At 39.5% G+C, this 17,489-nt stretch carries 14 protein-coding genes; 6 read left to right on the top strand and 8 right to left on the bottom strand.

Annotation, left to right across the window (positions count from 1 at the left end; translation table 11 throughout):
* Window positions 1–581: 581 nt before the first annotated feature.
* From AC1DIV_RS20970 to AC1DIV_RS20950, 5 genes are all read right to left on the bottom strand, one after another.
* Window positions 582–704, bottom strand: a complete 123-nt coding sequence (locus AC1DIV_RS20970) for a hypothetical protein (protein WP_318292634.1) — start codon at window positions 702–704, stop codon at window positions 582–584.
* A 6-nt stretch (window positions 705–710) separates the two neighbouring features.
* Window positions 711–2,114, bottom strand: a complete 1,404-nt coding sequence (gene gnd, locus AC1DIV_RS20965; protein ID WP_477577343.1) for a decarboxylating NADP(+)-dependent phosphogluconate dehydrogenase — start codon at window positions 2,112–2,114, stop codon at window positions 711–713.
* A 77-nt stretch (window positions 2,115–2,191) separates the two neighbouring features.
* A complete protein-coding gene (locus AC1DIV_RS20960) occupies window positions 2,192–3,538 on the bottom strand; it encodes a GntP family permease (protein WP_340878404.1) in 1,347 nt (448 codons plus the stop codon).
* A gap of 18 nt (window positions 3,539–3,556) precedes the next feature.
* The gene (gene gntK, locus AC1DIV_RS20955; RefSeq protein WP_340878403.1) at window positions 3,557–5,101 is read right to left on the bottom strand and encodes a gluconokinase; all 1,545 of its coding nucleotides are present in this window, start codon (window positions 5,099–5,101) and stop codon (window positions 3,557–3,559) included.
* Window positions 5,094–5,825: a GntR family transcriptional regulator gene (locus AC1DIV_RS20950; protein ID WP_048687535.1), complete on the bottom strand. Its 732-nt coding sequence runs from the start codon at window positions 5,823–5,825 to the stop codon at window positions 5,094–5,096. Before AC1DIV_RS20950 ends, gntK begins: the two co-directional genes overlap by 8 nt.
* A gap of 592 nt (window positions 5,826–6,417) precedes the next feature.
* On the opposite strand from AC1DIV_RS20950, the gene AC1DIV_RS20945 reads away from it, so the two are divergent.
* The 5 genes from AC1DIV_RS20945 to AC1DIV_RS20925 are packed head-to-tail and all read left to right on the top strand — an operon-like array spanning window position 6,418 to window position 11,347.
* Window positions 6,418–7,179: an IclR family transcriptional regulator gene (locus AC1DIV_RS20945; protein ID WP_202316477.1), complete on the top strand. Its 762-nt coding sequence runs from the start codon at window positions 6,418–6,420 to the stop codon at window positions 7,177–7,179.
* Between the two features lie 17 nt (window positions 7,180–7,196).
* Window positions 7,197–8,150 (top strand): sugar kinase, encoded by a 954-nt coding sequence (locus tag AC1DIV_RS20940; protein WP_340878402.1) that lies wholly within the window; start codon window positions 7,197–7,199, stop codon window positions 8,148–8,150.
* Window positions 8,151–8,163: 13 nt separating this feature from the next.
* Window positions 8,164–8,790: a bifunctional 4-hydroxy-2-oxoglutarate aldolase/2-dehydro-3-deoxy-phosphogluconate aldolase gene (locus AC1DIV_RS20935; RefSeq protein WP_249596695.1), complete on the top strand. Its 627-nt coding sequence runs from the start codon at window positions 8,164–8,166 to the stop codon at window positions 8,788–8,790.
* Between the two features lie 51 nt (window positions 8,791–8,841).
* Window positions 8,842–9,990: a galactonate dehydratase gene (dgoD, locus tag AC1DIV_RS20930; protein WP_340878401.1), complete on the top strand. Its 1,149-nt coding sequence runs from the start codon at window positions 8,842–8,844 to the stop codon at window positions 9,988–9,990.
* A gap of 31 nt (window positions 9,991–10,021) precedes the next feature.
* Window positions 10,022–11,347 carry an MFS transporter gene (locus AC1DIV_RS20925; protein WP_323599183.1) on the top strand — a complete coding sequence of 442 codons (1,326 nt, stop codon included), beginning with the start codon at window positions 10,022–10,024 and terminating at the stop codon, window positions 11,345–11,347.
* Window positions 11,348–11,894: 547 nt separating this feature from the next.
* On the opposite strand, the gene AC1DIV_RS20920 is transcribed toward AC1DIV_RS20925, so the two are convergent.
* Window positions 11,895–12,368, bottom strand: coding sequence for a hypothetical protein (locus tag AC1DIV_RS20920; RefSeq protein WP_340878398.1), 474 nt, complete (start codon window positions 12,366–12,368; stop codon window positions 11,895–11,897).
* A 986-nt stretch (window positions 12,369–13,354) separates the two neighbouring features.
* Between AC1DIV_RS20920 and AC1DIV_RS20915 the strand changes: the two genes are divergently transcribed.
* Entirely contained in the window at window positions 13,355–14,281 is a 927-nt protein-coding gene (locus tag AC1DIV_RS20915) for a cation diffusion facilitator family transporter (protein WP_323599181.1), read from the top strand.
* Between the two features lie 291 nt (window positions 14,282–14,572).
* Here AC1DIV_RS20915 and AC1DIV_RS20910 read toward each other — a convergent pair whose 3' ends face one another.
* Both AC1DIV_RS20910 and AC1DIV_RS20905 read right to left on the bottom strand, forming a co-directional pair.
* Window positions 14,573–15,805 (bottom strand): MFS transporter, encoded by a 1,233-nt coding sequence (locus AC1DIV_RS20910; RefSeq protein WP_340878396.1) that lies wholly within the window; start codon window positions 15,803–15,805, stop codon window positions 14,573–14,575.
* 514 nt (window positions 15,806–16,319) lie between these two features.
* The gene (locus AC1DIV_RS20905) at window positions 16,320–16,469 is read right to left on the bottom strand and encodes a hypothetical protein (RefSeq protein WP_048680414.1); all 150 of its coding nucleotides are present in this window, start codon (window positions 16,467–16,469) and stop codon (window positions 16,320–16,322) included.
* Window positions 16,470–17,489: the final 1,020 nt, after the last annotated feature.

Below are 17,489 nucleotides of genomic sequence, written 5' to 3'. Positions count from 1 at the left end.
ATGATTACAATGCCTCCCCCTATACAAATCCGAACAAAAAAAGCCCTTCTCGTTTGAGATGGCCTTTCGTTATACTGTTCCAGCACACTCGCTTAACTATTAAATCGCATATCTTGATGCTAGTGGATTCTTGATGGTTCGCATGCATGTTTGTATGGGAGCTTAAACAAATTATCCATAGCAGCATTAACACAATCTTCACAATAATAATTGACGAACTCTCTACCTTGTTCAAAAATTGGTGTCATCGTATCTATGTCAGCCCATTTAAAACAGTAAATACACATTTGCCTCATGATATATCACTCCTTTTCCACGCGGAAATAATTTGGTAATATCCAAAAGAAGAATATGTGCCACTTGCCGACATTATTCAAGAAACGTTAGTGAACCCTGACTATAAAGTTAAGGTAGCAGGGGAATTAAATGCTATAAACCGATATCATTTATATACCACTTAACCTGAGTATTAAACCTCCCCCAAAAATATTATTTGTTGCCCATCACTCTTTTCCTATTTATGATGTTCACCCATGGTTCGAAATAACGCAATCAATCTTTTTTCCCTAACTAAAATTCCTTTATCCACTACCTGCACCTTTTGTTACATAAGAAAAAAGAGCTGCCAAAGCAACTCTTTTTTGAAGTAAAATACCTGTTTCAACTTCATGAACGGTATTACAAATGACTATTTCTTTTGTCACTTTCCATCACTGCCAGTTCGTGTGGAAAACCCCCGCTAAATCACGTCGTTCATAGGTATGCGCACCAAAATAATCACGTTGTGCTTGCAAAAGGTTAGCATTTGAGATGCCTGTTCGATAACTATCATAATAAGTAAGTGAAGAGCCTAAACATGGAAACGAGATGCCGGAATTTATTCCCTCACAGACTACCTTTCGCAATCCCACCTGGTACTTTGCTACCTTTTCAGCGAAATATGGTGAAATCAATAAATTGGCCAGATTTGGCTGCTCTTGATAGGCTTCGCTAATGACGTTTAAAAATTCTGCCCGAATGATGCAGCCGCCGCGGAAAATAAGCGCAATATCCTTCAAAGGCAAATCCCAGCCGTTAAGTTCAGAACTCATTTTATATTGAGTGAAACCTTGCGCGTATGCACAAACCTTTCCCATATATAATGCTTGCCTAATATAGTCAATCCACTCATTTTTATCTAATTTTTGCTGAACGTTCTCAGGCCCTGTTAGAATGTTTTCCGCATGAACCCGTTCTTCTTTTAGAGCGGAAATGTAGCGCGCAAACAAAGACTCTGTAATGATCGATGCTGGAATTCCGTTATCAATCGCTTGCATGCTGGTCCATTTTCCCGTGCCTTTTTGTCCTGCTTTATCAAGAATCACATCGATCAAGGGTAAGCCCGTCACTTCATCTTTCTTCCTTAAGATTTCCGCTGTGATTTCGATTAAATAACTTTTCAGTTCGCCTTGATTCCATGTTTCAAAGATGTCAGCAATTTCATTAACCTCTAAATGCAATTTTTCTCTTAAAAACGTATATGCTTCGGCGATTAATTGCATATCTGCATACTCAATCCCGTTATGTACCATTTTCACAAAATGACCTGCCCCTTTTGGGCCGATATAGGTACAGCAAGGAGCATCATTTACTTTAGCTGCGATTTTTGTCAGGATTGGAGCTACTTTTTCATAGGCGTCCTTATCTCCGCCTGGCATAATTGAAGGTCCTTTTAACGCCCCGACTTCCCCACCGGAAACCCCAATTCCTACATAACTGAATCCTTTAGATTTCAATTCATCATATCTGCGTTCAGTATCTTCGTAATGGGAGTTACCGCCGTCCATGATAATATCGCCTGATTCAAGATGAGGAAGTAATGAAGTGATCACCGAGTCGATCGGTTTACCCGCAGTCACCATCAGGAAAATCTTTCTTGGCGTTTCCAGTGACTGAACGAAATCTTGGATTTCGTAATACGGATGGATTGACTGACCGCCCAATTCAGCAACAAGCTGATCCGTTAAATCTCTTGTGTAATTATAGACAGCTACTTTTTCCCCTTTACTAGCCATATTTAATGCGATATTACTGCCCATTACCCCTAAACCAATGACACCAATTGTATTGAACATTATTTCTGCTCCTTCTTATGTAAGAATAATAGGCAGTAAATCCCTGCCATAAGTCGGGGATTTACTGCCGGGAAAGCCTATACAAATAAGCTTAGTAATAGAATGAATCCTAATCCAGCTACTGATATGATCGTCTCAAGCAAAGTCCATGTTGCGAATGTTTCTTTCATGCTTAAGCCAAAATACTCTTTAAACATCCAGAAACCAGCATCGTTAACGTGTGAAGCGATTAAACTTCCCGCTCCTGTAGCAAGTACGACCAGAGCAAGATTAACGTCCGTCTGACCTAACATCGGAATAACCAAACCAGCTGTCGTCAAGGCAGCAACTGTAGCAGATCCCAATGAAATACGCAGGATTGCCGCGATGATCCAGGCAAGCAGGATTGGTGATAATGATGTTCCTTTGAATAATTCAGCTACATAGTCACCTACACCGCCGTCGATCAATACTTGTTTGAAGGCTCCGCCGCCACCAATGATCAAGAGCATCATTCCGATATGCAGGATTGCTGATGTACAAGATTCCATGATATCCTTCATTGGAATCTTTCTTGCCACTCCCATTGAATAGACCGCAAATAATAAGGAAAGCAACATGGAAGTACCGGCTTCACCAATGAAACGGATAGCTGCCAGTAAACCATTATCTTCAAATCCCATCGTTTTTTGCATCAAAGTGATGATCGTAGCAATTGACATTAATATAACCGGAAGTAATGCAGTAAATACACTGATTCCAAATCCAGGTGTATCTTCAAGTTTAAAAGATTTTTGTTCCCCTAATGAAGCAATGCTGCCTGTTTTCGTAAATGATTCAGGTACTAATCTTTTAGCTATCTTCGTAAATATCGGTCCAGCTAAAATAACGGTTGGAACCGCAATGATGAAGCCGTAAAGTAAAACCTGACCAATGTCTGCGCCATATTCACCAGCGATGACGGTCGGTCCTGGGTGCGGCGGTAAGAAACCGTGTGTTACGGATAAAGCCGCCACCATTGGAATGCCAAGATACAATATCGAGACTTTTAATTCTCTTGAAATCGCAAATACGATTGGAATCAATAATACTAATCCCACTTCAAAAAATAATGCGATACCGATAATGAATGATGCTGCCACGACTGCCCATTGAATATTCTTTTCACCGAATTTCTTAACGAGGGTCATGGCAATGCGTTGCGCTCCGCCTGAATCTGCGATCAGCTTACCTAACATCGCCCCAAGCCCAAAGATTAATGCTAAGTGGCCAAGTGTTCCGCCTAATCCAGCTTCAATGGTTTTGACAATTCCGTCAAGCGGCATCCCAAGTGCTAAAGCCACTCCAAACGATACAATGATCAAGGAAATAAAGGTGTTTAATTTTAAGCCCATTATTAAAATTAATAAAGCGACAATTCCTATAGCGACAATGACTAATGGCATTGTAATCCCCCCATGTCTTTACTTTGCAGCATTTATTAAGTTTCTTTGATAATTCGCAATCTGTGTATATTCGTTTTCCAATACCCTTGATAGGTTAATGAAAATCGGCAGCAGCTGTCTGTATTCATTTACAGAATCAGCTTTCGGTGTGTGCTTGTGGGTATTGCCTATCATTTCAGAAACCACTTCGAAGGAATCAATTTCCCCAGTTGCATATAACCCTAATATACAAGCACCCAGGCACGAACTTTCGTAGCTTTCTGGAACCACGACTTCCGATTCGAAGATATCGGACATCATTTGCCGCCAAACAGCCGACCTTGCGAAGCCTCCCGTAGCTTGAATTCGGGTCACGGGACCGTCCATGCATTCGGTTAAGGCCAAAAATACGGTGTATAAATTGTAAATGACTCCCTCTAGAGCCGCTCGAATCATATGTTCTTTCTTATGCGACAGTGTTAACCCGAAAAATGAACCCCTTACGTCCGGGTTCCATAATGGTGCACGTTCACCTGCAAGATATGGATGGAATAACAATCCATCCGCGCCCGGTCTTACCCGTTCGGCAATCTTGGTCAAGACTTCATAAGCGTCGATTCCGAGTCTTTTAGCTGTTTCCACCTCGGAAGAAGCAAATTCATCGCGAATCCAGCGAAGGACCATCCCGCCATTGTTTACCGGCCCGCCAATCACCCAATGCTTTTCCGTTAAGGCATAGCAAAAGATTCTTCCTTTTTCGTCTGTTTTCGGTTCGTCAATAATTGTCCGAATCGCACCGCTTGTCCCGATCGTGACAGCGATTTCACCTTTCCGGATAGCGTTTACACCAAGATTTGAAAGGACACCATCACTTGCCCCAATGACAAATGGGGTTTTTGGGTCTATCCCGATCTGTTTGGCTAAATCCGCATCACAGTTGTTAAAGATCTTTGTTGTCGGTACAAGTTCAGATAATTGATCACGCTTTACTCCAGCAATTCTTAGGGCTTCCTCATCCCAATCCAAGTTTTTAAGATTCAACATGCCCATGGATGAAGCAAGGGAATAATCGACAACGTATTGGCCAAAGAACTTTTTAAAGATATATTCTTTAATCCCGATATACTTTTTAACATTGGTTGCGATCTCCGGGCGATCATTCACGATCCAGGTGATCTTGGATAATGGTGACATCGGGTGAATCGGTGTTCCGGTTCGCTTGTAAACTTCATGCCCATCTAATTCATCCTTTATTTTATGGGCCCAAGCTTCACTGCGATTATCTGCCCAAGTGATGCAAGCGGTTAGCGGCTGGTCATTTTCATCCATAGCTATAACACTATGCATCGCACTGCTAAATGAAATAAATGATGGTTTTTTATCTGGATGCTGCTTCGTTATATTTGAAAAGGCTTTCAGAACAGCCTGAAAAATCTCCTCAGGGTCTTGTTCCGCCGTTGTCATATCCGGTGTGTAAAGAGGATAGCCAATATTCTCTTGCTGGATGACATCGCCTTTTTTCGTGAATAATACAGCTTTTGTACTTGTTGTACCGATGTCTACTCCTAACATATAGCTAGTCATTTTCTTGTTCGACTCCTTTTGAAAGCATCTGTTGAGCCATCCATAAGTCTTCAACTTTTCCTTGAACATCATCAAAGTTTTCATGTAACGACTTAATCATGATGTCTCGATCCTTTGTTTTGATCGCATCAATATAAAGCTGATGATTATTTATGATCCGTGTAAAGTCTTCATACTTTTCTTTAAAACGACTGCGCATGGATAGAAGAATCAAACTTTCCATTACAGGTTTTAAATTATCCCAGATCATCAGGATGTAGGAATGATCGATGGAGCGAATGATCGTTTCGTGGAATAGAACATCCTGATAGGAAAACTCATCCGCATCCAGGTATTTTATGGACACTTTCATCATTTCCAATATTTTACTAAGTTCCATTACTAATTCATTCGTGTTCATCCTCACTAGACGTTCAAATACAAACGTTTCGATGAGAATACGTACATCATAAATTTCCGCATACTTTTTTTCTGTTAAACCAATGACAACCGCACCCATTCTTTCTAACCGGATGATATTTTCAGAGGCCAGTATTTTTAACGCTTCACGAACGGGTGAGCGGCTTACACCGAAATCAGCAGCTAATTTATTTTCAGAAAGGATGGCACCGCTTTCAATCATCCCCGAAATAATACGCATTCTAAGCTCGGATGTAACGCGATCACCGGCTGAAGCTTTTGATAGCCATTTTACAGGATAAAGAAATTCCTTTGATTCAGCCATAAATTCACCTTCTTATAGAGTTCAAGTACACTTGTATACAAGTATTTTATAATAATAATAATAAATAATGCAAGCTTTTTGAATTCAACCGGATTTTCGCCAATATAATCAAAGTTTGTTAGGAGTTTAGAAGGTTCTGGGGCAAAAATAACTTATGAATGAATACCTGGTATTATTTTTTTCACTGCATTTCCCACCTTGCGCTTCACTCCTTTTTCAGAAATTTTTTAAAGCCTTCCCTCTGATACATCAAAAGAGATGTAGGTTCCTTCAACTCGAGGTTTAATACTGCTTTTCATAGACTCCATCTCATAAACGATCAACTGACCAGTCTATTTATTGAAGCTGTTCAATGCCCCCATTTTTATCTCACTAGAAGCTTGGACCTACGGTCTTAGCTTCTTCCATTGCCCCTCGGGATCAAAGCATCCTTGTTCACCTAATAATTAAATTATTTCAATTCTTAAAATTTAATATTTTTAGAAAATTGTAAATTTAATTCTTGATATTTAGTTTCCCTATGATAATATTAAATCATCAAATCACATACAGGATTTCAAATCATATATGTGATTTAAAGGAGATTAAACAAATGTCAGTTAAATCTGCAGAAAGAGTTTTAAGAGTGTTTGAATTATTAAGCCAGAATCAGAATGGTTTAACGATCAAGGAAATTAGTGAATCCTTATCTTTTCCACAAAGCAGTACTTCTGGTCTCATTAGAACGTTGTTAAATGAAGGGTATCTCTCTCTCGATTCCTTTAATAAATATAAGTTAGGACCAAAGCTGATTCAAATTGGCAGCGCTGCTATGGATTCGTTGGATATTTCCTCTCAAGGGATGCCTTATTTAAAAAAATTGATGGAGGATGTTCAAGAAACGGTATTCATGGCCGTGTTATCAGAGAATGAACTGGTATATGTTGCGAAAATTGATAACAACCGTTCCATTAGAACTACTGCACAGCCTGGAAGTCAAAAACCCTTATATTGCACAGGTCTCGGAAAGGCTTTTTTGGCCTTTTTACCTCAGCAACAAAGGACCACTATCCTGGATAGTCTTGAATTACACCCTATCACCGAGCACACCATCACAGACAAAAAGCGGCTTGAGCAGCAGCTAACATTGTTTAATGAGCTTGGTTATTCGATAGATGATGAGGAAAATGAAGACGGTTTATTTTGTCTTGCTGCTCCGATTTATGGAACCAACCATACCATTCAAGCAGCCGTCAGTGTTGCAGGTCCAAAGGATAGGATGATTAAGCAAAAGGATTTTATCGTAGAAAAATTGATTACTACGGCAAAAGACGTTGCAACCAGTATTGGAAATGCAGGGAATAGTCAGTTTTAATGAAACGGGGTGTTCATATGGATGTTGTAAGTTTAGGGGAAACGATGATCATATTTTCTGCTGAAGAAACAGGTCAATTACGATACAACCGGAATTTCACTTCGAGAGTTGCCGGTGCTGAAACAAATACACTTATTGGATTAGCGAAACTTGGCTATCAAACGGGATGGATGAGCAGAGTAGGCAAGGATGAGCTTGGAAAACGTATCCTTTCAAAAATACGGGGGGAAGGCGTAGACACTTCTTTTGTAAAAGAAGATGAAAGCGCACCCACGGGTTTGTTTTTAAGAGAAAGAACGACTATCAATAGTTCAAGAGTCTTCTATTACCGAAATCAATCTGCTGCAAGTAAAATGGTCCCTGCAGATATGGAAGAAAGCTATTTAGCCAAAGCAAAGTTCCTATATCTTACTGGAATAACACCTGCACTTAGTGATTCTTGTAAAAACACCGTTTTACATGCAATAGAGCTTGCCAAGAAAAATGGTCAAAAAATCGTATTTGACCCCAATGTACGAAAGACGCTTCTTGATGATAAAACTGGGAGAGAAACGTTATTGGAAATAGCAGCAAAGTCCGATATCATTCTTCCAGGAATCTCGGAAGGATACTACTTATTCAAGTCAACAGATTGTGAAGAGATAGCGAAAGAATGTAAACAATTAGGTGCCGAAATGGCAATAGTGAAACTGGGAGAAAAGGGAGCATACTATTCCACTTCTGATACTTCTGGTTATGTTCAGCCTTATCAAGTCGAAAGGGTAATCGATCCCATTGGAGCTGGCGATGGATTCGCTGCCGGCGTAATATCCGGAATATTGGATGAAATACCCATTCACGAAGCGGTAAAACGTGGTTGTGCGATAGGAGCAATTGTTACATCTGTAGATGGTGATATTGAAGGGCTTCCAGATAAAGAAACACTTGAAGAATATATGAACCAAACCAATAAAGAGGATGTAATCCGTTAAAGGAGTGTTCAGAATGAATACGCTTACTCACATTTTTGAAAATAAAATCATATCCATTGTCCGAGGGGCAAAGCCAGAGGATACATTAAAAATTGCAAAGGCCTTACGGGATGGTGGTGTCAGATTAATTGAGATCACTCTTAACTCTCCTAATGCACTAGAATCTATTGAACTAATTTCTCAAGAGCTTGGCGAGGAAATGGTGGTGGGCGCTGGTACGGTATTAGACCCTGAAACAGCCCGGGCAGCCCTACTCGCAGGTTCAAAATTCATCTTATCTCCAACCGTACATCTAGAAACCATTAAAATGACGAAAAGATATGGTGCAGTTAGTATACCAGGGGCTTTCACCCCTACGGAAATTCTAACAGCATATGAAAATGGAGGAGATATTATCAAGGTTTTCCCGGCAAGTGTCGGTCCCAATTATTTTAAAGATATTCGTGGTCCGTTATCTCATATCCCTCTTTTACCTACAGGGGGAGTTACTTTAGACAATATAACCGAGTTCCAAAAAGCTGGAGTTGTTGGTTTCGGAATTGGCAGCTCGCTTGTCGACGCAAAACAGGAAGTAAATGAAAAGTACTTAACGGCATTGACGCAAAAAGCTAAATCATTTGTTTCTGCTATTCGATCTTAAAATCATAGATGTCTATCAATCACAGCAAAAACTACTAAGGAGAGATTAACAATGAAAATTAAAAGCTATGAATTATTCCAAGTACCACCTCGTTGGTTATTTTTAAAAATTGAAACAGATGAAGGCATTGTTGGCTGGGGAGAACCCGTAATTGAGGGAAAAGCGGCAACTGTAAAAGCTGCAGTTGATGAATTAATGGAAAATCTAATTGGTAAAGATCCACTTGATATTGAAGACCATTGGAATCTCATGTACAGAGCAGGATTCTATCGTGGAGGCCCAATCCTAATGAGTGCGATTTCCGGGATTGATCAAGCTCTTTGGGATATCAAAGGGAAATATTATAACGCCCCGGTCCACCAGCTACTTGGAGGAAAAGCCAGAGATTCTATTAAGGTTTATTCTTGGATTGGCGGAGACCGCCCTTCCGATGTTGGTGAAGCAGCTAAGGAAGTTGTATCTAAGGGATTCACAGCGGTTAAAATGAATGGGACTGAAGAACTCCAATATGTGGACTCTTATGAAAAAATTGATCAGGTGATGGAGCGAATTGCTGCTGTACGTGAATCGGTAGGCCCTCATATTGGAATCGGAATTGACTTTCACGGAAGGGTCCATAAACCAATGGCCAAAATCCTTGTAAAAGAGCTGGAAGCATACAGACCGATGTTCATTGAAGAACCTGTATTACCAGAGAATAATGAAGCTTTGCGGGATATTGTGAATCATACTGCGATTCCGATTGCAACAGGTGAAAGAATGTACTCTAAGTGGGATTTTAAAAAGCTGCTTACAGATGGATATGCTGATATTATTCAGCCTGACTTATCGCACGCTGGGGGAATAACAGAATGTAAGAAAATCATCTCGATGGCTGAGGCTTTTGATGTGGCAGCTGCTCCTCATTGTCCATTAGGACCGATTGCTTTGGCAGCCTGTCTACAAGTGGATGCTACTTGCCATAACGCATTTATCCAAGAACAAAGCCTAGGCATTCATTATAACCAAGGTAGTGATTTGCTGGATTACATAGTTGATAATCAAGTGTTCAAATACGAGGAAGGCTATGTGAAAATTCCAGATGGGGCAGGACTGGGAATTGAGATAAATGAGGACCATGTGAGAAAAATGACGGAGATTGGTCATAATTGGAGAAACCCTGTTTGGAGACACAAGGACGGTAGTATCGCGGAGTGGTAAAAGAAAATCCCAAATGAAAAAGGTGAGTACAGTGAATAAGAAAATGACAAAAGTTCGTTACGGAATTGTAATGATGCTATTTTTCACCGTAATTATTAACTACATGGATCGAAGCAATATTTCCATAGCAGCACCTTTTATTTCAAAAGAACTAGGATTGGATTCCGTAAGTATGGGGTTAATCTTTTCTGCGTTCGGCTGGACTTATTGTGCTTTGCAGATTCCAGGCGGGTGGATTTTAGAAAAACTAGGGAACCGCAGAACTCACGCATACGGAATTGCGGGATTTTCCATCGCAACGCTTCTACAGGGATTTGCAAGCGGGTTTTCAGGGTTTTTCTTGTTACGGGTCGGACTTGGGGCGTTCGAAGCTCCAGCCTTCCCGACCAACAGTAAGGTTGCGGCAAGCTGGTTTCCAGAAAATGAACGAGCAAGAGCCATCTCCATCTACACATCTGGTCAATTTGTAGGCCTGGCTTTTTTAACTCCAACATTAGTGTTTCTCCAGCAGTCCGTAGGCTGGCGTGGGCTTTTTATTATAACAGGGATCATAGGGGTGGCTTGGTCCATTTTATGGTATGTTTTATATAGAGATCCACAGCATAGTAAGAGCATAAGCAAGGCTGAAATGGATTATATCAAAAAAGGTGGAGCAATCATTGAATCTTCTTCTCGAAAAGATGATTCACCTGTCAGAAAAATAGGTAAAAAAGATTTCTTGGCTGTTCTGACGAGCAGAAAACTATGGGGAATATATATAGGACAGTTTGCAGTAGCCTCCACACTATGGTTTTTCTTAACATGGTTCCCTACTTACCTTGTTGAATACAGGGGCTTAACATTCATTAAGTCTGGTCTTCTGGCTTCCTTACCATTCTTAGCGGCATTTGTCGGAGTTTTACTAGCAGGCTTCCTATCTGATTTCCTTGTTAAAAAAGGAGTATCTGCAGATATTGCAAGGAAAGTTCCTGTAATATCAGGATTATTGCTTTCCACTTCAATCATTGGAGCGAATTTCGTTGACAATACTAATCTAGTTATTTTATTCATGTGTATCGCCTTTTTTGGAAACGGTTTCGCTTCAATCACCTGGGTGTTTGTTTCATTGCTTGCCCCAAAAAGGCTGATTGGGATTGCTGGAGGTACCTTCAACTTCATTGGTGGTACAGCATCAATTATTATACCGATTGTGATTGGCTTCCTGGCAAAGGGCGGTGATTTTGCTCCTGCACTTACCTTTATTGCTTGTATAACCTTTGCTGGAGCCATGTCCTACATTTTCTTGGTTGGTAAAATCGAAAGGGTTCAGGATTATGCGGATTTTGATTTAACGAATGATAACAAGTTATCGAGCTAATGATGAATGCGTAGAATACTACAAAAAACAAAGCAGTGCACCCGAAAATTGGGATCACTGCTTTGTTTTTTGTCATTCAAAGGAGCAGGAAAGAAAACTTCTTATACCCTAGAGGCTCGGGTGCCTGTCAATTGATAAGGCTAAATAATATAGAAGCTAAATGCAGTAATTTTTGCTAAGGCTGGCTTTTTGCAAAAATCCGATAGTGAGTATTATGTAAATCGAATCCCCAATTCAATTTTTCCCCATTTTCACAACCGTTATCCCACAGTATTAATGAAAAAAACAGCTCAATTGGTAACACCAATGCGTTAACTTCATAAATATTAAACTCTTCGTTATGCTCGATAAGGAATCCTCTTTTGCAACTTGTATATAAGTTTTTTAAAAAACTCCATAGATATCAATTTTACTCAATAAGCGCTTCTAATTTTGTCGATATCCGCTCAGAATTTGTAGTTATTTCTCGGGAAATTGTTGAAATTTGAATGTGACATATCGTTTGTCAGGTAGATGCTCATTTCACACGTAGCTGCAAGTTTATTGGTTAATAATCTAGCTCTCTTTTAATTGAATGAGAACATGGGTTAATGGGAGTTGAGAAGGTTAAGAACTTATACTCAAAAACAAGAGTCAACCTTACTAGAGTTCCTCCAGAACAGGGATTGACCGGCACTTTTTTTGTCTCATATCGTTGTACGATATAACTTGCAAATGAATTTTTTTCATATGTATCGGGTATCGCTATCTGTGTTTCACTGGATCCTTCTAATCTTTCTTTTTGTTGATATACAAGGTCTTTAGCTGTATCGTCTAGGGGTTTGTCCGTATCGCGTAGCGCTATAAGCGCTCCGATGTCAGATTGAACAAAGATACGTCGATCTTCATCCTTCAAAAACTCATATCCATTCCGCTCCAAGATTTGACCATACTTTCGAACAGTTTGAGTTGCAATCCCCACTTCTTCTGCCACTTCCTTGGAAGAGAAAGCTCGTTCATTCAGTTGTATATCACGTCGCATATCGGGCCTCTTTTGTATAACTCGTTGTATCTGTAGTAGTCTGACCTGAAATTTTGTGTCTAGATGAGTATAGCCTATCCTTAAGTTGTTAGGGATAGCGATAAGATTTCCTTTTCCATTCTTCTGTTTCCCATATAGAATTAGATCATCTATTCGCTTACCTTCCTTTTCTTTCATAGCCCCTATCTACAAGATAACGACATATCAACTTTGGCTTAACCATATACGCGATTGGCTAATACCAGCTTGATGTTACCTATTATGGTCTGCTATGTCCAAATATCCCATTTAATTGTGGCTTCGTTACCATTTTCATACACATTTTCTGTTTATCATCGAGTCAAATGTTTTTCGCCCCTTTGCACCAGCACTGCTAATTTGAACAGTTAGTAACATGAAGCTTTTTACTAAAGAATCAAGGACACACGCGCCTACTTAGTTTTAGTTAAATGTATTTTAATTTCATTGCCAACTTCAAGATTGCAATCTTGACGATCCTTAACTGGGGCTCGAGTAAAATCCAACTCCATTCATGATACCTTAACTCCTTTTTTTATTAATTCGTCTTTTAATTTCATAGGCTCAGCTAATTCAATGCTCCAAGGCACTTTTTGCATACCATGTACCTTTTAGTCAACCCACTCTTCCACTCTATGTCCATTTATGTAATAATTTGTGTATGCCAAATTGACAATCACTGTTAAATCAATGGTTGCACATCGTTTATCATATTTAAAGTAGTTTTAAGTTATCTCTGTTCGAGGCAAATTAGACTAATCGATTTTTATAAACCAAAAACCAGTCAAGAGCACGACAGTTTTAGGGTGTATAAACTCTGAACCTTAAGACAAAAATGATACTTGAAAGGTTGGGAGATTATTATGATGTTAAAGAGCAGATAATGGCGATGTTTTCACTTAAAGTAGGCGTCCAGTAGAGGAAACGCTACTACGGCTATTCTGGCTGCAATCCTAGGGGGAAAAAAATTGAATACCGAACAAAGAATACTTCGAGTCTCCATTGGCGTTACCATCTTCGTTGCTTGCTTTGGGATCATTTTCGGCCTGCTATCAGGTTCGTTCTCTATCACCTTTGATGGGTTCTATTCTCTGACCGATGCAATCATGAGTGTCTTGGCGCTCATTGTCTCAAAGTTGATTACCTCGTCCACTGCACCGAATAAGCAGAATGGTAAATTGAGTGAACGCTTCACAATGGGATTTTGGCACTTGGAGCCAATCGTCCTTGGTCTCAACGGTGTCATGCTCATGGGAGCGGCCGTTTACGCGTTGATTAATGCAATTGGTAGTCTTCTGACGGGCGGTCGCAATCTCGAATTCGGTTTCGCCATCGTCTATGCCGTTGTGACGATGATCGCATGCTGTTTTATGGCGATTTTCGAAACACGCTTAAACAAGACACTTAGCTCGGATTTTGTTGCCCTTGACGCTAAGGCCTGGATGATGACCGGTGGCATCACCGCTGCGCTCTTGATCGCTTTTTGCATCGGATACGCTTTTGAAGGAACGAATTTGGAATGGCTTACACCCTATATTGATCCTGCAGTACTTGTGCTGATCTGTTTGGTAATTATTCCGCTGCCGATTTCAACGGTAAAGCGGGCCTTGGCGGATGTCCTGCTGATCACCCCTCAATCACTCAAGCAGCATGTGGACGAGGTCGCACAGGACTTTGTGAAGCGCTACGGCTTCGTTTCTTACCGAGCTTACGTCGCAAAGGTTGGCCGGGGAAAGCAAATTGAACTATACTTTATTGTGCCTGGCGGGTGGCCGGCAAAATGCCTTGAAGAGTGGGACGCAATCCGTGATGAAATCGGTAATGCCATCGGCGAGGAAAGTACTGATCGATGGTTAACAATTGTGTTCACGACCGATGTTGAATGGGCGGACTAAAAACAGGGTAGTGAGCAGGCTTGACCAGGCCAGATCGCAGCGGCGGCCTGGTCAAGCCTGGCGATATGCTCGTACGGCGGCAGTATGTTTGTTTAAAGAGCCACGGACCTCATGGGCATTAGGGGTAGCCACCAGCAAAAATCAAGTCCATACCTCTTTAAAAACCCAGCTATCTTCACATGAGTAGAATAGCTGGGTTTCTTTATTATATACGTCCAAGCACTAAGCTATTTCGTGCAGCTTCTACTACTTCGGTGGTAATCGATCTAAGGTGATTGATTTCGAGGATACTTAAAATGCTTTTGAGCTTTTATCTTTCCTCGTTAATAAATCATTCTTTGTCAGTAAGGTATTCAATTTTTCTGAACTTAGGAGCATTGCTGCAACAAAAACAGCAATACAAAATGGAAAGATTCCTATTGTTGAATGAGATGCAATGAAGCCAAGAAGAGGTGGTATGAAAGTACTGCCTGTATAAGCAACAGCCATTTGATACCCCATAATTGTCTGGGAATGCTTCTTCCCAAAACGTGTTGGAGTTTCATGCAACATACACGGAAATATCGGTGCTAATCCTAGTCCAACCATAATAAAACCTACAAGCGAAAAAGTGGAAGGCAATGGTAGGAATAGAAGTGTGGCACCAGCTAAAGCTATTATTTGCCCCACCCGAATGAGAGTACGGTTACTCATTTTAAAGGTAATGAAGCCTGTAATAAATCTACCCATTGTTATCCCTGCGTAATATAAGGAAACCCATTGTGCAGCAACCGCTACGGGTAACTCTTTGACATTTACCAGAAAGCTACTTCCCCAAAGACCCACTGTTGATTCAACCCCACAATAAAACAAGAAGGAGATCAGAGCCAGTTTAACTCCTTTAATCTGTAGAGGTTTTACATGTTTAGCATCTTCATTATAAAATACACCTTTTGAATCTTCCTGCTCTTCATTTAATTTTATATTGCTGTTTTTTTTCACTCTATTCCATAAGGGTAAAGTGAAGAGAAGGATTATAGTTAACGTGAACTGAATTCCAGAGATTGCAAGATATCCATTTCTCCAAGAATGTTGTTCTGAGATAAACTGAGCCATAATGATAGGACCAAAAGTAGCCCCGACTCCCCAAAAACAATGTAACCAACTCATATGGTGTGCCTTATACTGTGTAGCAACATAATCGTTTAATCCTGCATCAACAGATCCTGCACCTAATCCAAGTGGTATGGCACATACAATTAACCAAACAAGCGATGGAGCAAAATGAAATCCCAACAAAGCACCAGCAGTCAGTAAGCAACTGACAAATGTAACATTGCCGGTTCCAAACCGTTTAAGTACCATTCCGCTAGCTAAACTGGAAATAATTGTACCACCAGCTATCGTCATAAAAAGTAATCCAGCAGTCTCAAGCGGGGCTCCATAGTCCGATTGCATCACAGGCCACGCTACCCCCAACAATGAATCAGGTAAGCCTAAGCTAATAAAAGCCAAATAAATGATGACTAAAAGGAATGTTGTCATATTCAAACCTCGCCTTTAATTATTTGGTACTCAATTGCACTTTCCAATTTATTTTACTTGCTTGTTCCATTCATCATGAGATCAGGTCCAAGACTTTGTACTCCATATAAACAATCCACTCATTGAAGATGTTCTGACGGGAGCTACCTATAGTAATTTTGTCTAATATTCCTTTAACAACTTCATTGTTACAAAAAATGATGGAATGGGGTTAATGATAGCTACAAACAAGGCTACACCTGCTAATTACATCAAGCTCATAATGCTCATATTGCCTCCTTTCGGTTTCATTATATTTCTAGAAAATTTGAATAGAAAGCTTTTTATTCAAATTTTGAAAGAAAGGAAATCGATAAGTAAATAAATATGAATATTAAGCGTAAAATTGAAATGACAAGTTTTTTGTCACCGAATCTGAAATTTATGGGAATAATAAACTCTATCATCAATTGAAAAAAGAACTTCGAATAAAAAAACATAGGGAGATTTTAGTCTTCCTATGTTTTCATTCATATTATTTATCTGTTTGTTTTTGCTTCTTTTTCAAATACTCTGCACGTATTTTTTCAAGTTGCTGCTTTTTATCAAATTTGGCAGGCTTCTGTTTTTCATGAAACTTTGTCACAGCTACCTTACCTTTGGTATCCAATTGATATTTTCCCACTTTGTTCACCACTTTTCTTGTCTTTAAAGAGATCTATTCAACAAATATAATATACCTTATTTTACTGAAGTATACCTTATTACTTTATTAGTGTACTGCTAACATTGCATATATCAGTAAAAAAATTAAAAACTTAGTAATATAATTAATCGCCAAATGGTATTCATTTCAATGCTATAATCAAAATAAAATCCCTTGCCACTCTGCATAAGCCTCAATAATTCTATTTCTTGTTTGTTCGTCTCTCTTCTAAAGGTCCAATTGTTCGGTAAATAAGATTTACAATATTAAAACAATCTAAGTCTACTCCATCTTTTAAATGGTTCTTAATGCTAATAACCATTACGTTCTCGATGATTTCAAATTTAGGTTTCTAAGGGGAAATATTGTTTTTTTTTGCAAAGTCTTTTTACTACTTAGTTAAAAAAAAAATCTACATTCCCAATATTTTTCTTCAAAAAACACCACCCCTTGTTATTAACTTTTCTACTTATATCTATCTAAATCTAAATATTACCATATTCAACTAAACTGCCTCGATGGTTCCATAAGAAAAAGCTGCCTTAAAGACAGCTCGAATCTTCACCTAAAGCACCTCATACGCAGACATTTAAAATTAATCATTTGGATTTATTATGGCTAAAACCCTGATGATTTTCCCAACGATCATTTATTTTTATATTTTGTTTTGCGATTAACAAGTTAAATTGCACGTAATAGGCCTTTAATGTTTGTGGAGAATAAACCTTGGATTTGCTTATCTGCCTTATATAAACCCCATACATCAGTTAAGATTATACCTGTTTCTCTCCAATCTATACCATATTAATAGGCAGTATAGACAATAAAAAATACCCCCTGCTAGTTAAAGATCGAGTAGAGGGAAAATAAATGTATTATTTTCGCCCCTCTCACAACACCGTACGTACGGTTCGCGTATACGGCGTTTCAATTTATATTACAGTGTGTACTTTTAGATAATGCTCTAAAGCAGAGGGGACTCCCCTCTGCTTTAGTCTT

The sequence above is a fragment of the Peribacillus sp. 05N428 genome (genome assembly GCF_056397085.1).
This window is presented reverse-complemented; position numbering and strand designations above follow the sequence as displayed.

Bases quoted from the DNA above. Each gene is read 5' to 3' on its own strand.
- gnd (WP_477577343.1), bottom strand. From the start codon at position 2,114: ATGTTCAATACAATTGGTGTCATTGGTTTAGGGGTAATGGGCAGTAAT.
- AC1DIV_RS20960 (WP_340878404.1), bottom strand. From the start codon at position 3,538: ATGCCATTAGTCATTGTCGCTATAGGAATTGTCGCTTTATTAATTTTA.
- gntK (WP_340878403.1), bottom strand. From the start codon at position 5,101: ATGACTAGCTATATGTTAGGAGTAGACATCGGTACAACAAGTACAAAA.
- AC1DIV_RS20950 (WP_048687535.1), bottom strand. From the start codon at position 5,825: ATGGCTGAATCAAAGGAATTTCTTTATCCTGTAAAATGGCTATCAAAA.
- AC1DIV_RS20945 (WP_202316477.1), top strand. From the start codon at position 6,418: ATGTCAGTTAAATCTGCAGAAAGAGTTTTAAGAGTGTTTGAATTATTA.
- AC1DIV_RS20940 (WP_340878402.1), top strand. From the start codon at position 7,197: ATGGATGTTGTAAGTTTAGGGGAAACGATGATCATATTTTCTGCTGAA.
- AC1DIV_RS20935 (WP_249596695.1), top strand. From the start codon at position 8,164: ATGAATACGCTTACTCACATTTTTGAAAATAAAATCATATCCATTGTC.
- dgoD (WP_340878401.1), top strand. From the start codon at position 8,842: ATGAAAATTAAAAGCTATGAATTATTCCAAGTACCACCTCGTTGGTTA.
- AC1DIV_RS20920 (WP_340878398.1), bottom strand. From the start codon at position 12,368: ATGCGACGTGATATACAACTGAATGAACGAGCTTTCTCTTCCAAGGAA.
- AC1DIV_RS20910 (WP_340878396.1), bottom strand. From the start codon at position 15,805: ATGACAACATTCCTTTTAGTCATCATTTATTTGGCTTTTATTAGCTTA.